17 protein-coding genes are annotated in these 20,169 nt (G+C 72.3%); 14 read left to right on the forward strand and 3 right to left on the reverse strand.

The window, feature by feature from the left end:
• The first annotated feature begins 76 nt into the window (after positions 1 to 76).
• On the forward strand, positions 77 to 628 hold the full coding sequence (locus ACWD5Q_RS08970) for a TetR/AcrR family transcriptional regulator (protein ID WP_451426347.1): 552 nt from the start codon (positions 77 to 79) through the stop codon (positions 626 to 628).
• Entirely contained in the window at positions 625 to 2,148 is a 1,524-nt protein-coding gene (locus ACWD5Q_RS08975; protein ID WP_451426348.1) for an MFS transporter, read from the forward strand. The genes ACWD5Q_RS08970 and ACWD5Q_RS08975 overlap by 4 nt, the downstream gene beginning before the upstream one ends.
• A 124-nt stretch (positions 2,149 to 2,272) precedes the next feature.
• On the opposite strand, the gene ACWD5Q_RS08980 is transcribed toward ACWD5Q_RS08975, so the two are convergent.
• Complete coding sequence (locus ACWD5Q_RS08980; RefSeq protein ID WP_451426349.1) at positions 2,273 to 2,962, reverse strand: lysophospholipid acyltransferase family protein; 690 nt, start codon at positions 2,960 to 2,962, stop codon at positions 2,273 to 2,275.
• A gap of 364 nt (positions 2,963 to 3,326) precedes the next feature.
• Between ACWD5Q_RS08980 and ACWD5Q_RS08985 the strand changes: the two genes are divergently transcribed.
• The 3 genes from ACWD5Q_RS08985 (at position 3,327) to ACWD5Q_RS08995 (ending at position 5,632) form a co-directional block, all read left to right on the forward strand.
• Positions 3,327 to 4,502 carry a glycerophosphodiester phosphodiesterase gene (locus tag ACWD5Q_RS08985; RefSeq protein WP_451426350.1) on the forward strand — a complete coding sequence of 392 codons (1,176 nt, stop codon included), beginning with the start codon at positions 3,327 to 3,329 and terminating at the stop codon, positions 4,500 to 4,502.
• 74 nt (positions 4,503 to 4,576) lie between these two features.
• Complete coding sequence (locus ACWD5Q_RS08990; protein WP_451426351.1) at positions 4,577 to 5,083, forward strand: RNA polymerase sigma factor; 507 nt, start codon at positions 4,577 to 4,579, stop codon at positions 5,081 to 5,083.
• Between the two features lie 45 nt (positions 5,084 to 5,128).
• Positions 5,129 to 5,632: a GNAT family N-acetyltransferase gene (locus ACWD5Q_RS08995; protein ID WP_451426352.1), complete on the forward strand. Its 504-nt coding sequence runs from the start codon at positions 5,129 to 5,131 to the stop codon at positions 5,630 to 5,632.
• Positions 5,633 to 5,664: 32 nt separating this feature from the next.
• Here ACWD5Q_RS08995 and ACWD5Q_RS09000 read toward each other — a convergent pair whose 3' ends face one another.
• Together ACWD5Q_RS09000 and ACWD5Q_RS09005 are read right to left on the reverse strand one after the other, a co-directional pair.
• Positions 5,665 to 6,093 carry a hypothetical protein gene (locus ACWD5Q_RS09000; RefSeq protein WP_451426353.1) on the reverse strand — a complete coding sequence of 143 codons (429 nt, stop codon included), beginning with the start codon at positions 6,091 to 6,093 and terminating at the stop codon, positions 5,665 to 5,667.
• Position 6,094: 1 nt separating this feature from the next.
• Positions 6,095 to 6,454, reverse strand: coding sequence for a hypothetical protein (locus ACWD5Q_RS09005; protein ID WP_451426354.1), 360 nt, complete (start codon positions 6,452 to 6,454; stop codon positions 6,095 to 6,097).
• 618 nt (positions 6,455 to 7,072) lie between these two features.
• Here ACWD5Q_RS09005 and ACWD5Q_RS09010 point away from each other — a divergent pair.
• The 9 genes from ACWD5Q_RS09010 to ACWD5Q_RS09050 all read left to right on the forward strand — a co-directional run bounded on the left by ACWD5Q_RS09010 (position 7,073) and on the right by ACWD5Q_RS09050 (position 20,136).
• Positions 7,073 to 8,116 carry a methionine ABC transporter ATP-binding protein gene (locus ACWD5Q_RS09010; RefSeq protein WP_451426355.1) on the forward strand — a complete coding sequence of 348 codons (1,044 nt, stop codon included), beginning with the start codon at positions 7,073 to 7,075 and terminating at the stop codon, positions 8,114 to 8,116.
• A complete protein-coding gene (locus tag ACWD5Q_RS09015; protein ID WP_451426356.1) occupies positions 8,113 to 8,850 on the forward strand; it encodes a methionine ABC transporter permease in 738 nt (245 codons plus the stop codon). Before ACWD5Q_RS09010 ends, ACWD5Q_RS09015 begins: the two co-directional genes overlap by 4 nt.
• 102 nt (positions 8,851 to 8,952) lie before the next feature.
• Positions 8,953 to 9,786: a MetQ/NlpA family ABC transporter substrate-binding protein gene (locus ACWD5Q_RS09020; protein WP_451426357.1), complete on the forward strand. Its 834-nt coding sequence runs from the start codon at positions 8,953 to 8,955 to the stop codon at positions 9,784 to 9,786.
• Positions 9,787 to 9,916: 130 nt separating this feature from the next.
• On the forward strand, positions 9,917 to 10,555 hold the full coding sequence (locus ACWD5Q_RS09025) for a GNAT family N-acetyltransferase (protein WP_451426358.1): 639 nt from the start codon (positions 9,917 to 9,919) through the stop codon (positions 10,553 to 10,555).
• A 111-nt stretch (positions 10,556 to 10,666) separates the two neighbouring features.
• Positions 10,667 to 11,878 carry a precorrin-6y C5,15-methyltransferase (decarboxylating) subunit CbiE gene (gene cbiE / locus ACWD5Q_RS09030; protein WP_451426359.1) on the forward strand — a complete coding sequence of 404 codons (1,212 nt, stop codon included), beginning with the start codon at positions 10,667 to 10,669 and terminating at the stop codon, positions 11,876 to 11,878.
• Between the two features lie 344 nt (positions 11,879 to 12,222).
• The gene (cobT, locus tag ACWD5Q_RS09035) at positions 12,223 to 15,999 is read left to right on the forward strand and encodes a nicotinate-nucleotide--dimethylbenzimidazole phosphoribosyltransferase (RefSeq protein WP_451426360.1); all 3,777 of its coding nucleotides are present in this window, start codon (positions 12,223 to 12,225) and stop codon (positions 15,997 to 15,999) included.
• A gap of 231 nt (positions 16,000 to 16,230) precedes the next feature.
• Positions 16,231 to 17,463 carry a uroporphyrinogen-III C-methyltransferase gene (gene cobA, locus ACWD5Q_RS09040; RefSeq protein ID WP_451426361.1) on the forward strand — a complete coding sequence of 411 codons (1,233 nt, stop codon included), beginning with the start codon at positions 16,231 to 16,233 and terminating at the stop codon, positions 17,461 to 17,463.
• A 99-nt stretch (positions 17,464 to 17,562) separates the two neighbouring features.
• Positions 17,563 to 18,453 (forward strand): TrmH family RNA methyltransferase, encoded by an 891-nt coding sequence (locus ACWD5Q_RS09045; protein WP_451426362.1) that lies wholly within the window; start codon positions 17,563 to 17,565, stop codon positions 18,451 to 18,453.
• A gap of 339 nt (positions 18,454 to 18,792) precedes the next feature.
• A complete protein-coding gene (locus tag ACWD5Q_RS09050) occupies positions 18,793 to 20,136 on the forward strand; it encodes an endonuclease domain-containing protein (RefSeq protein WP_451426363.1) in 1,344 nt (447 codons plus the stop codon).
• Positions 20,137 to 20,169: the final 33 nt, after the last annotated feature.

Below are 20,169 nucleotides of genomic sequence, written 5' to 3' on the forward strand. Positions count from 1 at the left end.
TCCGCCGAACGCGAGGGTCTGAGACACGCATGCCGCTTGTGAGACAAGAATGTCTCATGTGCGCTATGGTTGTCTCATGGCTGTCGATCGTGACCACGTGCTGCGCAGCGCAGCCGCCCTGCTCACCCGGAAGTCCACCGCCACCATGGACGAGGTCGCCAAGGCCGCCGGGATCAGCAGGGCCACGCTGCACCGCCACTTCGCCGGGCGTGACGCCCTCGTACGAGCCATGGAGACGCTCGGCATCGAGGAGTGCGAGGCGGCTCTGGACGCCGCGCGGCTCGACGAGGGCTCGGCCCAGGAGGCCCTGCGCCGGTTCGTGACGCGGATCGAGCCCGCCGCGGCCCTGCTCGCCTTCCTCTACAGCGAGAACCAGCTCTACGAGGGCGAGGAGCAGAACGCGGGCTGGGCCCGGATCGACGCCCGCCTGGCCGCGCTGTTCCGGCGCGGCCAGACGAGCGGCGCATTCCGCATCGACCTCACCCCGGACTGGCTCACCGACGCGCTGTACGGCCTGCTGGCCTCCGGCGCCTGGGCCGTGGCGGAGGGCCGCCTGGCCCCCAAGGCCTTCACCTACATGATCGTCGAGCTGTTCCTCGGCGGCGCCCTCAGGAGAGAGGAACCATGACCAGTACCCTGCAGCCCGAGCTCGCCTCGCGGGCGGAGCGGCGACCGGGCCGGTGGCTCGCGCTCTCCGTCCTCGTGCTCGCCGTGCTGCTGGTGGCCGTGGACGCGACCGTTCTCGGCCTCGCGACCCCCTACATCAGCGAGGACCTGGAGCCGTCCGGCACCCAGTTGCTGTGGATCGGGGACGTCTACTCGTTCGTCATCGCCGGACTGCTCGTGTCCATGGGCAGCCTCGGCGACCGCATCGGCCGCAAGCGGATCCTGCTCGGCGGCGCCACGGCCTTCGGCCTGGTATCCGTCCTCAACGCCTACGCGGCGACGGCGGGGACGATGATCCTCGCGCGGGCGCTGCTCGGCGTCGCGGGCGCGACCCTGATGCCCGCCACGCTCGCCCTGATCCGCAACATCTTCCACGACCCGCGCGAGCGCAGCCTCGCGGTCGGGATCTGGGGCGCCACCGCCTCGGCCGGTACGGCGATCGGCCCGATCGTCGGCGGCTTCCTGCTCGAACACTTCTGGTGGGGTTCGGTCTTCCTCATCAACGTGCCCGTGATGGTGGTCCTCGTCCTCGTCGGCATCCGCACGCTGCCCGAGTCCCGCAACCCCAACCCCGGCCCCTGGGACCTGATCAGCGTCGTGCTGTCGCTCATCGGCATGGTCGGCGTCGTGTACGCGGTCAAGCAGGCCGCCGCGCACGGGTTCACCTGGCCGGACGCGGCCATCGGTGTCCTCGGCGCCGCCGCGCTCGCCGGCTTCGTACGCCGCCAGCTCACGCTTCCGGTACCGCTGCTGGACATGCGGCTGTTTCGCCGCCGCGGCTTCAGCGGCGCGGTCCTCGCCGACCTGCTGACCGTCCTCGGCATGGCCGGGCTGGTCTTCTTCCTCTCGCAGTATCTGCAACTGGTGCAGGGCAGGCGGCCCTTCGAGGCGGGTCTCGCCGAACTGCCCGCCGCCGTCGGCGCGGTGGCGGCGGGTCTCGTCGCGGGCGCGGCGGCCCGGCGCTTCTCCGTGCGCGGGGTCGTCTCCGGCGGGCTCGCCGCGGTGGGGCTGGCGCTGGCCGCGCTCACCCTGCTCGACCGCGCCACCGGCTATCCCCCGATCGGGGCCGCACTGCTGGTGGTGGGCGTGGGCGCGGGACTGTCGTTCACCGTGACGGCGGAGGTGATCCTCTCCAGCGTGCCCCGGGAGCAGGCGGGAGCCGCCTCGGCGGTCTCCGAGACGGCGTACGAACTCGGCGCGGCCCTCGGTATCGCCGTGCTCGGCTCGATCGTGACCGGCGTCTACCGCGACTTCACCGCCCCGGCGGGCACCCCGGCCGCGGCCCGTGAATCGCTGGGCGGTGCGGTCGAGGCGGCGCGGCACCTGCCCGCGGGCACCGGCGAGGCGCTGCTGTCATCGGCCCGTGAGACCTTCGTCGAGGGCCTGCGGCTGGCGACGGGCGTGGGCGCGGCGGTCCTGCTCGCCACGGCGGTGGCGGCGTGGTTCCTGCTGCGGGGCCAGCGGCTGGACAGCTCGTCATGACCCGGGAGCCGCGCCCCGATCGGGGCGCGGCTCGGACCGGGGCGACCGATATGCGGCACTGCCGCCCGGGTGCGAGCGCCCGCGAAGGGCCCGCACCCAGGCGACCGGCACGTCGCCGAAGGCGCTACGCGGCCTTCGCCTTCGTGGCGTACATGTCCACGTACTCCTGCCCCGACAACCGCATGACCTCGGTCATCACGGAATCGGTGACCGCCCGCAGCACATACCGGTCCCGGTCCATCCCCTCGTAGCGGGAGAACTCCATCGGCTCACCGAAACGCACGGTGACCCGGCCCGGACGCGGCATACCGCTGCCGCCCGGCTGGACCTTGTCCGTGCCGATCATCGCGAACGGGACCACCGGGGCGCCGGTCATCAGGGTGAGGCGGGCGATTCCGGTGCGGCCGCGGTACAGACGGCCGTCGGGGGAGCGGGTGCCCTCCGGGTAGATGCCGAAGACCTTGCCCTCCTCCAGCACCCGGCGGCCGGTCATCAGCGCGGCCACACCGCCGTTCGCGCCGTCCCGGTCCACCGGGATCATGCCGACGCCCGTGAAGAACCAGGCCATCAGCCGGCCCTTGAACCCCTTGCCGGTGACGTAGTCGTCCTTGCCGATGAAGAACACCTGACGCGTGGTCACGATCGGCAGCACGATCGAGTCGATGAACGTCAGATGGTTGCCGGCCAGGATGACCGGGCCGTCTCCCGGGATGTGTTCCGCGCCCTCCACCCGTGGGCGGAACATCAGGCGCATGATCGGTCCGAGCACTGCCTTGATGAGCGCGAAGCGGGACAACGGGCCCTCCGGTGTCAAGGGATGCGGTATGTGTCTGTGCAGGTGAGGACGATACTCGTGGCGGCCGGTCCGGCGCACATCGGGTGTAGTGGGTCGAGACGAGTCATGGACGACTGTTTACCTGCGGCGGCGTCCTGTCGCACGCCCGGCATCCGCCGGACGGGTGTGACGGAGATCGCGCGTCCGGGGAGGGTGACGGGGCGTCACGCGCCGTCGTGGTGACGGGTGTCCCGCACGGGCCCGTCCCTGCGTCCGGCAGCACGGCCCCGCGCGTCAGGCGTTCCTGTGTGCGTCTCCTTTGCGACTCCTTTACGTCTCCCGGCCGCCACTCGCCCGCACCTACGATCGACCCGCTTTCGAACACGCGTGGCGGGAGGAACCCATGGGGACGCAGGAGTCGTACGAGCAGGGGCGGGGGACGGGCCGGCGGGCGCTGCTCGGGGCCGCGGTGCTGGGCGCGGGCGGGGCGGTCCTCGGACTGCCCGGCGCCGCGAGCGCGGACGCGCGGCACGGCGAGGGACTGAAGGGTCTGCCGGTGCCGACCGTCATCGGGCACCGGGGCGCCAGCGGATACCGCCCGGAGCACACCTTCGGCTCCTACCAGCTCGCCCTCGACCTGGGCGCCGACATCGTGGAGGCCGGCGATCTGGTGCCCACCAAGGACGGCCACCTCGTGTGCCGGCACGAGCCGGAGATCGGCGGCACGACCGACGTCGCCGACCACCCCGAGTTCGCCGGCCGCAAGACCACCAAGGTCCTGGACGGCGTCCCCACCACCGGCTGGTTCACCGAGGACTTCACCCTCGCCGAGCTGAAGACCCTGCGCGCGATCGAGCGCATCCCGGCCACCCGGCAGCGCAACACGCTCTACGACGGCCGCTGGGAGATCCCCACCTTCGAAGAGGTGCTCCGGTGGCAGGACGAGCAGACCCGCAAGCGCGGCAAGCAGGTGTGGATCTACCCCGAGACCAAGCACCCGACCTACTTCCGCAAGCTGGGCCTCGGCCTGGAGGAGCGGCTCGCGAAGGTCCTGCGGGCGCACGGCAAGGACCGCAAGAACGCGCCCGTCATCATCCAGTCCTTCGAGCCGACCAGCATCCAGCGCCTGAACAAGCTGGTCGGCAACCCGCTCGTCGTGCTGCTGTCCGGCGCGAACACGCGCCCGTGGGACTTCGTCGAGACGGGCGACGCGCGTACGGTCGCCGACCTCGTCACCCCCCAGGGGCTCAAGGAGATCGCCGGGTACGCGCAGGGCATCGGCCCGACCCTCGACCTGGTCATCCCGAAGGACGCGAACGGCCGTCTCACACGGCCGTCCATGCTCGTCGCCGACGCGCACGCCGCGGGCCTGATCCTGCACCCCTACACGATGCGCAACGAGAACACCTTCCTGCCCGCCGACTTCCGCAAGGGCACCGACCCGGCGGCGTACGGGGACGTCTTCGGCGCCTTCGCGGCGTACTTCGCGACCGGCATCGACGGGGTCTTCACCGACAACGCCGACACCGGACTGCTCGCCCGCGAGGACTTCCTGCGCGGACGTGGCGTCAACGCGTGACGCGAGGTCCCCGATGGGGGTGATTCCCGGCCGCCCCTGCAACCCGTCGCCGGGGCGGCCTCGTCCCGCCGCATATGACCCACGAGATGCTGACGGCCCTGCGCCCGCTGCTCACCGCCGAGGCGTCGGCCGAGGCACACGCGGCGGGGATGGAGCCGGGCGATCTGGAACAGGCGGTGTGGCTGCGGCTCCTGGAGCGGCTGGAGGGGGACCGGCCGCCCGCCGACCCGCGGGGGTGGCTGCGCCGGGCCGTCCGCGCCGAGGCGCGCCGCGGCCGTCGCACCGCCCGTCTCGAACTGCCCTACCGGGCCGAGCCCGCAGACGACACGGGGCCCGATCCCGAGCAGCACGCCCTCATGGCGGCCCGCCGCCGGGCCCTGTACGCGGCGGTACGCCGTCTCCCCGGCCGCTGTCCCCGCCTCATGGCGGCGCTGCTCTCCCCCCACGATCTGACCTACCGTGAGATCGCAGGGGAGTTGGGTATCTCACAGGGCAGTCTTGGTCCTGAACGCTCCAAATGCCTTGGATGTCTACGGCGATTGCTGGCGGCGGAGGTTGCGGGCCGCGACCCGCGGGGATAGGAGTGGGGGACGACCGGCGATCAGGTGAGCGGGAGGCGTGCGCACATGGGCATGAGTGTGACCATCACTGTGGCGACCGAGCAGGATGCCGAACAGATCTTCAGGCTGCAGTACCTGTGCTTCCAGAGCGAGGCCGCGCTGTACGGCAACTACCGCATCGACCCGCTCGTCCAGAGCCTCGACGCGGTCCGTGAGGAGGTCGCCTCGGACTGCGTCTTCGTGGCGCGCCTCGGCGAGGAGGTGGTCGGCTCCGTACGCGGCACCGCCACCGAGGAGGGCGCGGCGTCCATCGGCAAGCTGTGCGTGCACCCCCGGCTGCAGGGCCATGGCATCGGCGCCCGGCTGCTGCGGGCCGCGGAGGCGGCGCTGGTCGAGGAACGCGGCGCGACGAGGTTCCGCCTCAGCACGGGTCACCGCAGCGAGGGCAATCTGCGGCTGTACCGCCGGCTCGGCTACGAGACCGCGGGCACGTCCCAGGGGGCCGACGGCGTACCGATGATCGTCCTGGAGAAGCCGGCCCCCGCGGCGACGTACGCGACGACGGCCTGAGCCCGGCACCGCGCCCCCGCGTGGGGCGCGGCTCAGCCCTGCTGGTGCCGCGCGTGCGCCTTCCGCAGCCAGTACATGGCCGACAGCGGCAGCAGCACGGGGATGAAGAGGTACCCCGCCCCGTAGTCCGACCACACGGTCGCGTCCGGGAACGCGGACGGCTCCACCAGGGTCCAGGTGCCGACGGTGAGGACGCCCGCCAGCTCCGCCGCGCAGCACACCAGCGCCGCCCGCCGGGCCGTCTCGCCGCCGCGCACCAGCGAGTAGGTGATGAAGCCGTAGACGACCCCGGCCACCGCGGACAGCGAGTACGCCAGCGGGGCCTTGTCGAACTGCGTCGAGATCTGCACGGCCGAACGCGCCACCGCCCCGACCACCATCACGCCGTACAGCCAGACGAGCAGCATGCCGGGCCCGCTGATCAGCCGTGCCTTGGCCGGCTTCTCCTCCGTGGCCGCCATCTCAGCCTCCCCAGATGTCATAGAGCCGCACCTCCAGCACGGCGAGGACCACGCCGCCGGCCGCGACGGTCACCGAACCCCATCGCGTGCGCTCCGCCAGCGACATGAAACCCGCCGCCGGGACGCACGCGAAGGCGCCGAGCAGATACGCCACGAAGATCGTCGTGCCCTGCTCCGGCTTCTCGCCGCGCGCCAGCCGGACGAGGCCGACGATCAGCTGGACCAGGGTCAGCAGCGTCACCGCGGCCATGCCGATGAAGTGCCAGTCCTTCGTGGGCTGGTCACGGTAGGCCGCCCAGCCGCACCAGGCGGCGAGCAGCAGCGCGGCGACACCGGTCGCCAGCGTCAGGGCATCAAGCATGCCGTGACCCTATTACGGGCCAAAAGGCCCTCGGCGCTCGCCCCCGGCAGGTGCTTCGGCGGACAGCGGGCGCGGGGTGCCGGCCGCGCCGGTCATCGTGGCCTTGACCACAGCCCGTCCGGTCCACTCCTCGGACGCGTACCCGTGTGCGTAGCCCGTCGGCCCTGTCAGGACTGGCCGATGAGCCCGTCGCGACGACCCGCGGACACGACCGGGCCCTGTCCACGGCTGTCCGAATAGCGGACATCCGGGGCGGTCCCCGGCGGTGGGTCTGCTTTACTGGGGCCCATGACCACGACGAGCTGCCGCACCCTTGCGACCGAGGCGACCTTGACGCCCGGTGCTCGTTGTATGCGTCGAATGTGCGCCTGCTAGAGGGCCCCCGCACCATCCAGAGCCTCGCGCCCCGAAGCGAGTCCGCCGTGCCCTGTCCGTACGCCCGTTTCGTACGCGACCGAGCCTCCCTCATCGCCCTCACGGCGTGAGGGAACCCCACCGCGCACATGTTCTCCTCCGGTTCGCTCGCGATCGCGAGAACCGTGCCGCGTTTCCCCCGCACGCACCCGTGCCCGGCGCACATCCACGCCCTGCACTCGACAGTGACGGAAACCAACCCCAGTGATCACCACATCGGGCCTCAGCAAGGTCTACCGCTCGCGCGGCCGCGAGGTGACCGCCCTCGACGGCGTCGACCTGCATGTACGCGAGGGCGAGGTGTACGGCGTCATCGGCCAGTCCGGCGCCGGCAAGTCCTCGCTCATCCGCTGCGTCAACCTCCTGGAACGCCCCACCTCCGGCACGGTCACCGTGGCCGGCCAGGACCTCACCGCGCTCGCCGGCCGCGGTCCGCGCGCCGGCCGGGAACTCCGTCAGGCGCGCAGCCGGATCGGCATGGTCTTCCAGCACTTCAACCTGCTGTCCTCGCGGACGGTCCAGGACAACATCGAGCTACCGCTGGAGATTCTCGGAAAGTCCGGGAAGGAACGTTCCCGCAAGGCCCTCGAACTGCTCGACCTCGTCGGCCTCGCCGACAAGGCCGGGGCCTACCCGGCCCAGCTCTCCGGCGGTCAGAAGCAGCGCGTCGGCATCGCCCGCGCCCTCGCCGGCGACCCCAAGGTGCTGCTCTCCGACGAGGCGACCAGCGCCCTCGACCCGGAGACCACCCGCTCCATCCTCCAACTGCTGCGCGACCTGAACCGGCAGCTCGGCCTCACCGTGCTGCTCATCACCCACGAGATGGACGTCGTCAAGAGCGTCTGCGACTCGGCCGCCCTCATGGAGAAGGGCCGCATCGTCGAGTCCGGCACCGTCAGCGAACTGCTCGCCACTGCGGGCTCCGAACTGGCCGCCGCCCTCTTCCCGGTCACCGGCGTCGCGTCCGGCGACGACCGCGCCGTCGTCGACGTCACCTTCCACGGGGACGCCGCCACCCAGCCCGTCATCTCGCAGCTCTCGCGCACCTACAACATCGACATCTCGATCCTCGGCGCCGCGATGGACACCGTCGGCGGCAAGCAGGTCGGCCGGATGCGCATCGAACTGCCCGGCCGCTACGACGAGAACGTCGTACCGATCGGCTTCCTGCGCGAACAGGGTCTGCAGATCGACGTCGTGAGCCGGGTCGCCGAAGAGCCCGCGCCGGTCGAGGAAGGTGCCAAGTGACCTGGTCCGAGATGCAGCCGCTGCTGTCGCAGGCGTCCTGGGACACCCTCTACATGGTCGGCTGGTCCACGTTCATCGCCGTTGTCGGCGGACTTCCGCTCGGCATCCTGCTGGTGCTCACGGACCGGGGCGGGCTGGTGCAGAACGTCGTCGCCAACAAGGCCCTCGGGCAGGTCGTGAACATCGCCCGCTCGATGCCCTTCATCATCCTGATGGTCGCCCTGATGAGCTTCACCCGCTGGGTCACCGGCACGACCATCGGCCGCGAGGCGGCCATCGTCCCCCTCGCCATCGGTGCCATCCCCTTCTTCGCGCGCCTGGTCGAGACGGCCGTCCGCGAAGTGGACGGCGGGCTCGTGGAAGCCGTGCAGGCCATGGGCGGCAACACCTGGACCGTCGTGCGCAAGGTCCTCGTACCGGAGGCCCTGCCGTCGCTGATCTCCTCCGCCACCACCACGGTCGTCGCTCTCATCGGCTACTCCGCGATGGCGGGCACGGTCGGCGCCGGCGGCCTCGGCGACATCGCCATCCGCTACGGCTACCAGCGCTTCGAGACCCAGCTCATGTGGATCACCGTGGCGATCCTCGCCGTCGTCATCTCGCTCATCCAGTTCGCAGGTGACTACGCGGCCCGCTCCCTGCACCGGCGCGGCGGGCGCTCCGGCCCGGTGCCGAAGCTGCGGCTGATCAAGGCGAAGAAGCCCGCCGCAACGGGCGTGAACAGGGCCGTCTGAGCCCCCCCGGGCCGCCGAAGCCCCCGTAGGCCGCCCTGATCCCCACTGACTCCCCGCCCACCCAAGACGGGGTCGCACCACCCATAAGGAAAGGCACTTTTCGTGCGTAACACCGCCAAGATCACCACCGCTGTCCTCGCCGCCGGAGCCCTCGCCCTCGGACTCAGCGCCTGCGGCTCCGGCAAGAGCTCGTCCTCCGCCGCCGACGCCGGCGGCCCGCTGGTCGTCGCCGCGAGCCCGACCCCGCACGCCGAGATCCTCGACTTCGTGAAGAACAACCTCGCGAAGAAGGCGGGCCTGGACCTCCAGGTCAAGGAGTTCACCGACTACATCACGCCGAACACGGCGACCGAGGACGGCTCCGTGGGAGCCAACTACTTCCAGAACCAGCCGTACCTGGACGACTTCAACACGAAGCGGGGCACCCACATCGTGCCCGTCGTCACGGTGCACCTGGAGCCGCTGGGCCTCTACTCCCACAAGGTGAAGAGCGCCGACGCGCTGAAGAGCGGTGCGACCATCGCCGTCCCCAACGACTCCGTCAACGAGGCGCGGGCCCTGAAGCTGCTCGCCTCCAAGGGGCTCATCACCCTCAAGGACGGCGCCGGCAGCGAGGCGACCCCGCAGGACATCTCCAAGAACCCCAAGGACCTGAAGTTCAAGGAGGTCGAGGCGGCCCAGACGCCGCGCTCCCTGGACGACGTGGACGCCGCGGTGATCAACGGCAACTACGCCATCTCCGCCGGCCTCAAGCCCGCCGAGGACGCCCTCGTCCTGGAGTCCGCGAAGAACAACCCGTACGGCAACTTCCTCGCGGTCAAGAAGGGCAACGAGAACGACCCGCGGGTCAAGAAGCTCGCCAAGCTCCTCACCTCCCCCGAGGTGAAGAAGTTCATCGAGGACAAGTACCAGGGGTCGGTCATCGCGTCGTTCTGATCCCATATCGCCGGGCATGGGGTCCACGCCTTCACCGGGTGTGGACCCTGTGGTGCGGTGCAGTGCTTCCATGCTGCATGCTGAGCAGCTCAGCAGGCCCTGAGGGTTTTCAACGGTTACGGAGCGGCGCATGACTGGCACCTTCCCCAACGTCTCCATCAGCACGGAGCGGTTGGTCCTGCGCCCCTTCGAGGAGCCGGACATCCCGGCCTTCGCCGAGATGATGAACGACGAGCTGGTCACCGCCTGGAGCTCCGTCCCGTACCCCTACACCGAGGCCGACGCCCGGCAGTGGATCACCGAGCTGGCCCCCGCCGAACGGGCCGAGGGCCGCGGCATCGTCTTCGCGGTCACCGAGTTCCTCACCCAGCGTCTCGTCGGCATCGTGCACCTGCAGAACACCAACTGGCGTGTCCGGTCCAGTGAGATCGCCTATGTCGTCGCGCCCTGGGCCCGCGGCGAGGGGTACGCCTCCGAGGCCGCGCTCGCCGCCGCCCACTGGCTTTTCCACGACCAGCGGTTCGAACGCCTCGAACTGCGCACGGCCGCCGACAACACCGCCTCCCAGCAGGTCGCCCAGAAGACCGGCTGCATCAGCGAGGGCGTCCTGCGTGGCGCCGGGATAGTCCGCAGCAGAACGGAGCGCGGCGAGTGGGTCGACCTGCGCACCGACGTGATCGTCTGGAGCCTGCTGCCGGAGGACCTCGCGGGCGCCGGCGAGCAACTGGCCGATACCGGTGGTTTCACGTCGTTCGACAACTGGAACTGACGGGTACGGACCCCCCGGGCGACCGCCGCCTGCCCCGTGCCCCTCAGTGAACAGGTACGCTCACGGAGCCCACCCCGACGACCTGCGCGAACACCCTGGAGAATGACGACGATGGCCGACCGCGTCACGGTGATCGGCTGGGACGGCTCGCCGCTGACCGCCGCGGCCCGCGCCGCCCTGGGTGCCGCCACGCTCGTCGCGGGCGCGGCCCACCATCTGGCGCTTCCCGAGGTGCCCCGCACCGCCGAGCGTATCCGCCTGGGCAGCGTCGCCCTGGCCGCCCGCCGCATCGCGGCCCACCGCGGCACCGCGGTCGTGCTCGCCGACGGCGACCCGGGCTTCTTCGGGGTCGTACGGACCCTGCGTTCGCCCGAGTTCGGCCTGGAGGTCGAAGTCGTCCCCGCTGTCTCCTCCGTCGCCGCCGCCTTCGCGCGTGCTGGGATGCCCTGGGACGACGCCCAAGTGGTCGTCGCGCACCGGCGCACCCTGCGCCGCGCGGTCAACGTCTGCCGCGCCCACGCCAAGGTCGCGGTCCTCACCTCGCCCGGGGCCGGACCCGCCGAACTGGGCCTGCTCCTGGACGGCGTGCACCGCACCTTCGTCATCTGCGAGGAACTCGGCACCGACCGCGAACAGGTCACCGTCGTCACCTCCGACAAGGCCGCCGACCACACCTGGCGCGACCCCAACGTCGTCATCGTCATCGGGGGACCGGTGACCGCGGCCGACGACGGCGGCTGGATCGCCGGCCGCGACCCGGGCACCGCACCGCGCGGCTGGACGCTGCCGGCCGAGGCGTACGGCGGCGGGCTCGGCGAAGGGGAGACGGATCTGCTGCGCACCGTCCAACTCGCCCGTCTCGGACCACGGGTCGGCGACCTCGTGTGGGACATCGGCAGCGGCAGTGGCGCGTTCGCCGTGGAGGCCGCCCGCTGCGGGGCGGCCGTCCTCGCCGTGGACCGGGACCCGGACGCCTGCGGCCGCACGGCGGCCGCCGCCCGCCGCTTCGGTGTCCAGCTCCAGATCGTGCACGGCACCGCCCCGCACATCCTCGAGGACCTGCCCGAGCCGGACGTGGTACGGGTGGGAGGCGGGGGAGTCGCGGTCGTCTCGGCCGTGGCCGACCGCCGCCCGCGGCGCATCGTCGCGCACGCGGCCACCCGCGACACGGCCGAACTCATCGGCCGGGATCTGACGGAGCACGGCTACGACGTCGAGTGCGCTCTGCTGCAGTCCGTGGAGCTCGACACACGGGCCTGGACGGAGAAGGAACGGAGCGTCGCGTTCCTGCTCAGCGGGCGATTGGCCGAACGCGCCCCGTGATCCGGTTGTCGTACCGGCGCGGTAGGCTGGCCGACCGTTGTACCGCACATGGGTGATCCGGCACTTCATCAGTCAATGTCTGGAAAGCACACCTCTTTTGGGGGCAGTGTGGTACGGCAGAACCGGAGGGCGCGCGACGTGGCGCAGTCCACAGCGGGGAGTCGTGGATCAGGCTGCCGCGACGGCAGGACGGCCGCGACAATGCCATGGAATGGCTTTGTCGTCATTGTTGGCGGGTCGTTCGTGCCGCTGGGCACGCACGCTCGTTCTTCACTGCGGGCGGTCGGCGCGCCGTTCCGGGCGAGCTGGTCGTAGAAGCACTAACCGATGGGCGAGGGGTACGCATGACCGACACCGGCCAGATCCCGGGCGAGGGACTGCCGGAGAGCGCAGGCATGGTGGATCAGCCGGGCGTCCTCGCGCCGGGCGCGTACACCTACCTCGCCCCCTCCGACAGCGCCGCCGAAGACGACGACCTCCTCCTGATGCCCGGCCAGCAGGGCGCATGGGGCAACGAGATGCCGCAGCCCGCCCCGGGCCCGGCGCCGTACCCCCACGAGCCGGGACCGCACGAGACGGCCGGCCGGGACAGCGGCTCGATCGACGTCGGCGCGGTCCGGATGCCGCCCCCGGCGCCCGTGGCGCAGCCGGCCCCGCCGCGCCGTCCGCTGCACCTCGGCCCGCCCACCCCCGACGCCTCCTTGAGCCCGGTGCGTTCGCTCTCCGACCGCGGTCCGGCGGACGCGCCGACGCGCCCGGCGGGGCCGCCGACGACCGGCCCCGAGTACCTCGACGTGCCGTACCCCGGGGACAACGTCCCGCAGGGAGCGGTGCCGTGGGGTGCCCCGCCGCAGGCACCGGCCCCGGTGGGTCAGGAGGGGAGCGCCACGGAAACGGTCGTTCCGGCAGCGGCGCCCGAGCCGGTGACGGTCGCGGAGCCCGTGGCGTTCGTCCCGGAGGCCGCGCCGTTCGCACCGGAGGCCGCACCGCAGGTCTCCGATGGTTCGGGGCAGTTCGAGGGGCTGGTGACTCCGGTCGGTCCCGCGGCCTCGCACGCCCCGGGCACCCCGGCGCATGGCACGCCGACCGGCTCCGTGGCGCAGCACGTTCCGGGCCTGACGCAGGACGGTCAGAGTCCGGCGCAGCACGTTCCGGGCCGGCCGCAGCGCCTCCAGGGCCTGTCGCACGACGCGCACGCCCCGTCCACAGTCCAGCCCGCGGCTCCCCACCCGCCGCTCGCCGCCCCTGTCGTCCCCGCCCCCGGCGGAACACCCGTCGTCCCCGAGGACCTGGCCGCCGGGACCGAGCCGGCCCCGGAGGGCGGCGCACCGCTCCCGGCCGCCGAACCGGCCCCCGAGGGCGTGGAGGTCCCGGAAGGCGGCGCACCGCTCCCGGCCGCCGAGCCGGCCCCCGAAGCCGTAGCGGCACCGGACGCTTCGACCGCCGGTACCCTCCCCCCGGATGCTCCGGACGGACCGCCGGCGGGGCTCGCCCCCCAGGTCCCGGACGCGGCAGCGGACGCAGAGCTGCCGCCCGCCGCCTCCTTCGCCGCCGTGCCGGACGCACCGCAGCCGGTGTACGACGCGGCCCCCGCGGGCGTACCCGCGCAGGCGCCCGACGCCCAGGCCGCCGCGGCCTCCGGTCTCGCACAGCAGCCCGCTTCGGCCCCCGAGCCCGGCGTGCCCGCCCCGGCCCCGCGCCCGCAGGACCAGGCCGTGGTCCCCGCGCCGGACCAGCCGCCGGCCGAGGCGGGGGACGTCGCCCCGTTCGTCGAGCTGACCGACGGTCCGGTCCCGGTTCCCGATCCCGCGGACCTGGTTCCCGATCTGGCGGCCCCGTTCCCGGTCCAGGTCCCGGACACCGCGCCCCCGCTTCCGGAGCTGGTCGCGGTGGAGGCGCAGTCCACGGTCGCCGAGCCCGTGCAGGCCGTGGTCGCCGCCCAGGCCGAGGTGCTCGCAGCCGCCGCGGAACAGGCTCTGGGCGAGCAGTCGGCGCACAGCGAGCCGGCCCCCGTCCCGGCGGAGTCCGCGGCGGACCACTCGCTCGGCCGTTTCGTGCCTGTCGAGGGCACCGTGCCCGCCGGTCCGCATCTGGCCCCCACCCCGCCACACGCCCTGATCGTGCCGCCGGGGCCTCGCGAGGAGCAGCGGGCCCCCGAGGCATCCGCTCCGGCCGGCGCCGAGCGGGAGGAGCCGACAGCTGTCGCGGCACAGCCGGAGGAGCCCGTCGCCATCGTTCCCGCGCCCCGAGAGGGCGAGGCGTCCGCCCGGGAGCCGCGTCTCACGGCCCCGGGGCACGTAGTCGCACAGCAGGCGGAGGACCTGGACACCCGGGCCGCCGACCAGGAAGAGAGCACGGCCGCAGTGGAAGACGCAACCGAGTCCACCGGCCCGGCGGCGCCCGGATACGACGACACCGAGCGTGAGGCGGTGCTGCGCGTGATGCGCGAGCGCCGCGACATCCGCAACGGCTTCCGCAGTGACCCGATCCCCCACGATGTGCTGCTGCGCGTCCTGGAGGCCGCCCACACGGCGCCCTCCGTGGGCCACTCCCAGCCCTGGGACTTCGTGGTGATCCGGTCCGCCGAGACCCGACGCACCATGCACGAACTGGCCCAGCGTCAGCGCGAGGCGTACGCCAAGTCGCTGCCCAAGGGCCGGGCGAAGCAGTTCAAGGAACTGAAGATCGAGGCCATCCTCGACACCCCGGTCAACATCGTGGTCACCGCCGACCCGACGCGCGGCGGCCGCCACACCCTCGGCCGGCACACCCAGCCGCAGATGGCCCCCTATTCCTCCGCGCTCGCCGTCGAGAACCTGTGGCTCGCGGCCCGCGCCGAGGGCCTCGGCGTCGGCTGGGTCAGCTTCTTCGACGAGCGCGAGATGGTCCGTGCCCTCGGCCTGCCCGAGCACCTGGAGGTCGTGGCCTACCTGTGCGTGGGCTACGTCGACGAGTTCCCGGAGGAGCCGGAGCTGATGCAGGCGGGCTGGTCCAAGCGCCGCCCCCTGTCCTGGGTCGTGCACGAGGAGACCTACGGCCGTCGCGCCCTGCCCGGCGAGGACCCGCACGATCTGCTCACCGAGACCGTGGCGGGCATCCGCCCGCTGGACGCCAAGGCGCTCGGCGAGGCCTGGGAGCGGCAGAAGCGCATGACCAAGCCCGCGGGCGCGCTCGGCATGCTGGAGATCATCTCCGCGCAGTTGTCCGGTCTGTCCCGGCAGTGCCCGCCGCCGATCCCGGAGCCCGCGGCCGTCGCGATCTTCGCCGGCGACCACGGGGTGCACGCCCAGGGCGTCACCCCCTGGCCCCAGGAGGTGACCGGCCAGATGGTCGCCAACTTCCTCGGCGGCGGAGCGGTCTGCAACGCGTTCGCCAATCAGGTGGGCGCCGAGGTCTGCGTCGTCGACGTGGGCGTGGCCGCCGATCTGCCGGCGACCCCGGGCCTGCTGCCGCGCAAGGTCCGGGCGGGTACGGCGGACATGACGACCGGACCGGCGCTCACCCGCGACGAGGTCAAGCAGGCGATCGAGGTCGGCATCGAGACGGCCCGCGACCTGGTGGCGGCCGGCAACAAGGCGCTGCTCACCGGTGAGATGGGCATCGCGAACACCACGGCCTCCGCCGCCCTGATCGCGGTCTTCACCGACACCGACCCGGCCGAGGTGACCGGCCGTGGCACCGGCATCAACGACGAGACGCTGGCCCGCAAGACGGAGGTCGTGCGCCGCGCGATCGAACTGCACCAGCCGGACCCGGCCGACCCGATCGGCGTCCTGGCGGCGTTCGGCGGCCTCGAACACGCGGCGATGGTGGGCCTGTTGCTCGGCGGCGCCTCCCTGCGCACCCCGGTGATCCTCGACGGCGTCAGCGCGGGCGCCGCCGCCCTGGTGGCCCGCGCGATCGCTCCCGAGGTCCTCGCGGCCTGCATCGCCGGTCACCGCAGCGCGGAGCCCGGCCATGTCGCCGCCCTCAACAAGCTCGGCCTGCGCCCGCTGGTCGACCTGGATCTGCGTCTGGGCGAGGGCACCGGCGCGCTCCTCGCGCTGCCGCTCGTGCAGAGCGCGGCGCGGGCGATGCACGAGGTGGCCACGTTCGACTCGGCCGGAGTGACCGAGAAGTAGGCCTCCCCGAAGCGGGCGCACGGCCTCGTGGCCGGCCTCTCCCTTCCCCGCTCTCCCGGTGTCTTTCCGCTCCCGGCCCGGCCGGAGCGGAGGGACACCGGGGCGGGCGGGCCGGCCGCTCGGTCCCGGCTGGTCCACCGCTGACGCCTCGCGCGTAAAATCCCCACGTCAGGGCCGCTCCAATGCCGTAGAGGCCCCTTCCACACCGCCTGGACGAGGAGCCGCACCTCCATGGCAGAACACCCTCCGTACCCCGTAGGGCTTCGCCTCACCGGCCGCCGCGTGGTCGTCCTCGGCGGCGGCCAGGTCGCTCAGCGCCGTCTCCCGGCGCTGATCGCGGCCGGCGCGGACGTCCATCTCGTGTCCCCCGAGGCGACCGTCTCGGTCGAGGCCATGGCGGACGCGGGTGAGGTCACCTGGCTCAGGCGCCCGTACCGGACCGGGGACCTGGCGGACGCCTGGTACGCCCTCATCGCGAGCAGCGATCCCGAGGCCAACGCGGCCGCCTCCGCCGAGGCCGAACACCACCGTGTGTGGTGCGTCCGCTCCGACGACGCCGACGCGGCCACCGCCTGGACCCCCGCGACGGGCCACAGCGAGGGCGTCACGATCGCCGTGCTCACGACCGAGGCGAAGGGCCGCGACCCCCGGCACACCGCGGCCGTCCGCGACGCCGTCGTCGAGGGGCTGCGCGACGGCACGCTCGTCGCCCCGCACCACCGCACCCGTACCCCCGGTGTCGCGCTCGTCGGCGGCGGCCCCGGCGACCCCGACCTCATCACGGTCCGCGGCCGGCGCCTGCTCGCCGAGGCCGACGTGGTCATCGCGGACCGGCTCGGCCCCCGCGACCTGCTCACCGAACTGCCGCCGCACGTCGAGGTGATCGACGCGGCGAAGATCCCCTACGGCCGCTTCATGGCCCAGGAGGCCATCAACAACGCACTGATCGAGCACGCCCGGCAGGGCAAGTCCGTCGTCCGGCTCAAGGGCGGCGACCCCTTCGTCTTCGGCCGTGGCATGGAAGAGGTGCAGGCACTCGCCGAGGCAGGCATCGCGTGCACCGTGGTCCCGGGCATCTCCAGCTCGATCTCGGTGCCGGGCGCCGCCGGTATCCCCGTCACCCACCGCGGTGTCGCACACGAGTTCACCGTGGTCAGCGGCCATGTCGCCCCTGACGACGAGCGCTCGCTGGTCGACTGGCCGTCGCTGGCCAGGCTGACCGGCACCCTGGTGATCCTCATGGGGGTCGACAAGATCGGGAAGATCGCCGAGACGCTCGTCGCCCACGGCAAGGCGCCCGACACACCGGTCGCGCTGGTCCAGGAGGGCACCACGGCCGCCCAGCGCCGGGTCGACGCCACCCTCGCGACCGTCGCCGAGACCGTACGCGCCGAGGACGTGCGGCCACCGGCCGTGATCGTCATCGGTCCGGTCGTGAAGGAAGGCCCGCGTCCCGACGCGTGACGCGGGTCCCACCGACCTGTTCCAGCCGTTCGTAACCCGCGGTAACACGGCACGTTCCAGCCGTTGGCGCCGCCCCCCAGGACAAGGCAGTATCACCCTGTGGCCGATCTCATCACCGTCGAGGACCCCACCGACCCGCGGCTTCGTGACTACACGGGCCTGACCGACGTAGAGCTGCGCCGCAAGCGCGAACCCGCCGAGGGCCTGTTCATCGCCGAGGGCGAGAAGGTCATCAGACGGGCCAGGGCGGCGGGTTACGCGATGCGCTCCATGCTGCTGTCCGCGAAGTGGGTCGACGTCATGCGGGACGTCATCGACGAACTCCCGGCCCCGGTGTACGTGGTCAGCCCGGAACTGGCCGAGCAGGTCACCGGGTACCACGTGCACCGCGGCGCCCTCGCCTCCATGCAACGCAGGCCGCTGCCGGCGGCGGACGAGCTGCTGGCCACCGCCCGCCCAGTGGTGATCACGGAGTCGGTCGACGACCACACCGACATCGGCACGATGTTGCCCTCGGGTCTGCAAAAGGGTGCAGGTCGGCGCGTCGCCCTCTTCGAGGACATCGTCGATCACGCGAACCTGGGAGCCGCCTTCCGCAACGCAGCCGCTCTGGGCGTGGACGCCGTCTTCCTCACGCCACGCTGTGCTGATCCCCTCTACCGGCGGGCCGTGAAGGTGTCGATGGGCGCTGTCTTCCACGTCCCCTGGACCCGGCTGACCTCTTGGCCGAAGGATGTCGAGCTCTTCCGCGAGCAGGGCTTCGTGACGGCTGCCCTGTGCCTCGACGAGAAGTCGATCACGATGGACGAACTGGCCGCCCGCCGGTACGAGAGGCTGGCCCTGATGCTCGGCACCGAAGGCGACGGACTGTCGGTCGACGCCCTGCGCGCGGCCGATGAATGGGTCCGGATCCCGATGTCCGCAGGAGTGGACTCCCTCAACGTCGCCGCAGCCTCCGCGGTGGCCTTCTACGCGACCAGGCTCCAGTAAAAGAGGGTCAATCCCCCCGGACCGTGGGGTCCTTCCTTGCGTTCGTGACGGCCCCCGCACCCATCGTCACCACGCCGTGAGCGGTACATCCCCTTGAACAGCCGGACTTTGGAAGGCCCTGACTTTGGTGCTCAATCGGTCTGGGCTCGGGGACCGTTGATGTGCGAGGGTGACGTGCCCGGTTCTTGACATTCCGGTGGCGAGGCTGCGGTCGGCACGGAGGTGCTGACGAACCAGATGCTCGGGAACAAGGAGTTGCGGGGCGGCGTGGGCGGCGGCCCGGCCGACCGAGGTGCTGGGAGACCCGTTGCCGCGTTGTGGGGCCGCTAGCCTGTCGGTATGTCGGAGCGTGTCATGCCCGGTCGCACGGACGGCCTGATCACCCTGGATGCCGCGGACACTTTGTGGGTCGATGTGACGGCCGACGGCGCTGTGCCGGCGGCTTCTGGGGCGTTCACCTGTTCTCCTTCCCGCGCCCGGGCGGGGTACGTCCTGCTCGGCGGCCATGTGGTGGCGACGGTGAGGGCGAGCGGCGGTCAGTGGAGCGTTCCGGAGGCCGAGGTGCGCCGCGCGGCCGCGGAACTGAACGCGATGGGGATGGATCGGCAAGACCTCGTCCGCGTCGGCCCGTCTCGTGGGGCGCCGAGGCAGGAGCGCAACGAGGAAACGCCGCTGCGTTGGCGCCGGCGCATCACGCGGGAACTGCAGGAGCTGGGCGGCCCCGAGCGGGGAGCACGACGTGAAGACGCCCGGCCGTACCATCTGGCGGGGATCGACTGGCGACAGATGCTCGTGGAGCAGACCCGCGACGGGACACAGCGGACGTGGTGGCTGCCGCGCGCCGTGGTCAGGCTGCTGGACGCGGCCGAGCACGCCGAAACGCAGTGGGTGCGAGCCGTGCGGACCCGCCAGGCAGGCGCAGCCGTCACCGAGCCGCCCTCCCGCCCCCGGCAGGCCCGAGACGCCGACAGTCGGAAGACGACGAGCCCCGAGGGCCCCACCGCCTCACTGCGCCCGTACAACGCAGAGCTGGAAGGCCAGCTGTACTCGGTGCTCAGCAGGAAGCCCGGTACCTCCCGCAGGGTGGCTGGGTGGGCGTGCGCCGTCTGCCGCATCGCACCCGCCGCCGTCCTCGACCACTGCCACGAACACGGCTACGTCCGCGCCCCCGTCTGCCAGTCCTGCAACACACAGGAACGCCCCGACCACCTGTACAGCAACGACATCCGCGTGGCGAACCGCTACACACGCCTCTTCCACACCGACACCGACGACTGGCTCCGCCACTGGCACCGCTGCCCCGGCTGCCGCGCACGCACCACCCTGCCCCTGCCGCACCTCGCCGCATGGACCGCCCACATAGCCTGCCGATCGCTGCGCCCGACCCACCGCGCCCCCCGCGGTCGCAAGCCCTGCGGTGTCCTGCGCGTGTCCTGGACGGGCAGTCAGAAGGCGCCCCGTTCCTGCCTGCTCACCGTCGCCGTCGACTTCTGCCCCTCCGGCGAGCACCGTGTCCTGGCGCGAGTCCCCTACCGCGAAGCCGCCGCGCAGTTCGGCATCTGGTTGGCCGAGACGGCCCCTGCCGTGGCCGCCGCGGCCGGTCCTGACCGCTTGGACGGCCTCCCCGCCCGGTTCCGGCCGGTCATCGCGGACACCAGTGGCGAGGGCCTGGCACTGTTCTGAGCGAGCACCCGGAGACCTGAGACCCCAACGTCA

The sequence above is a fragment of the Streptomyces sp. NPDC002513 genome (assembly GCF_053595355.1).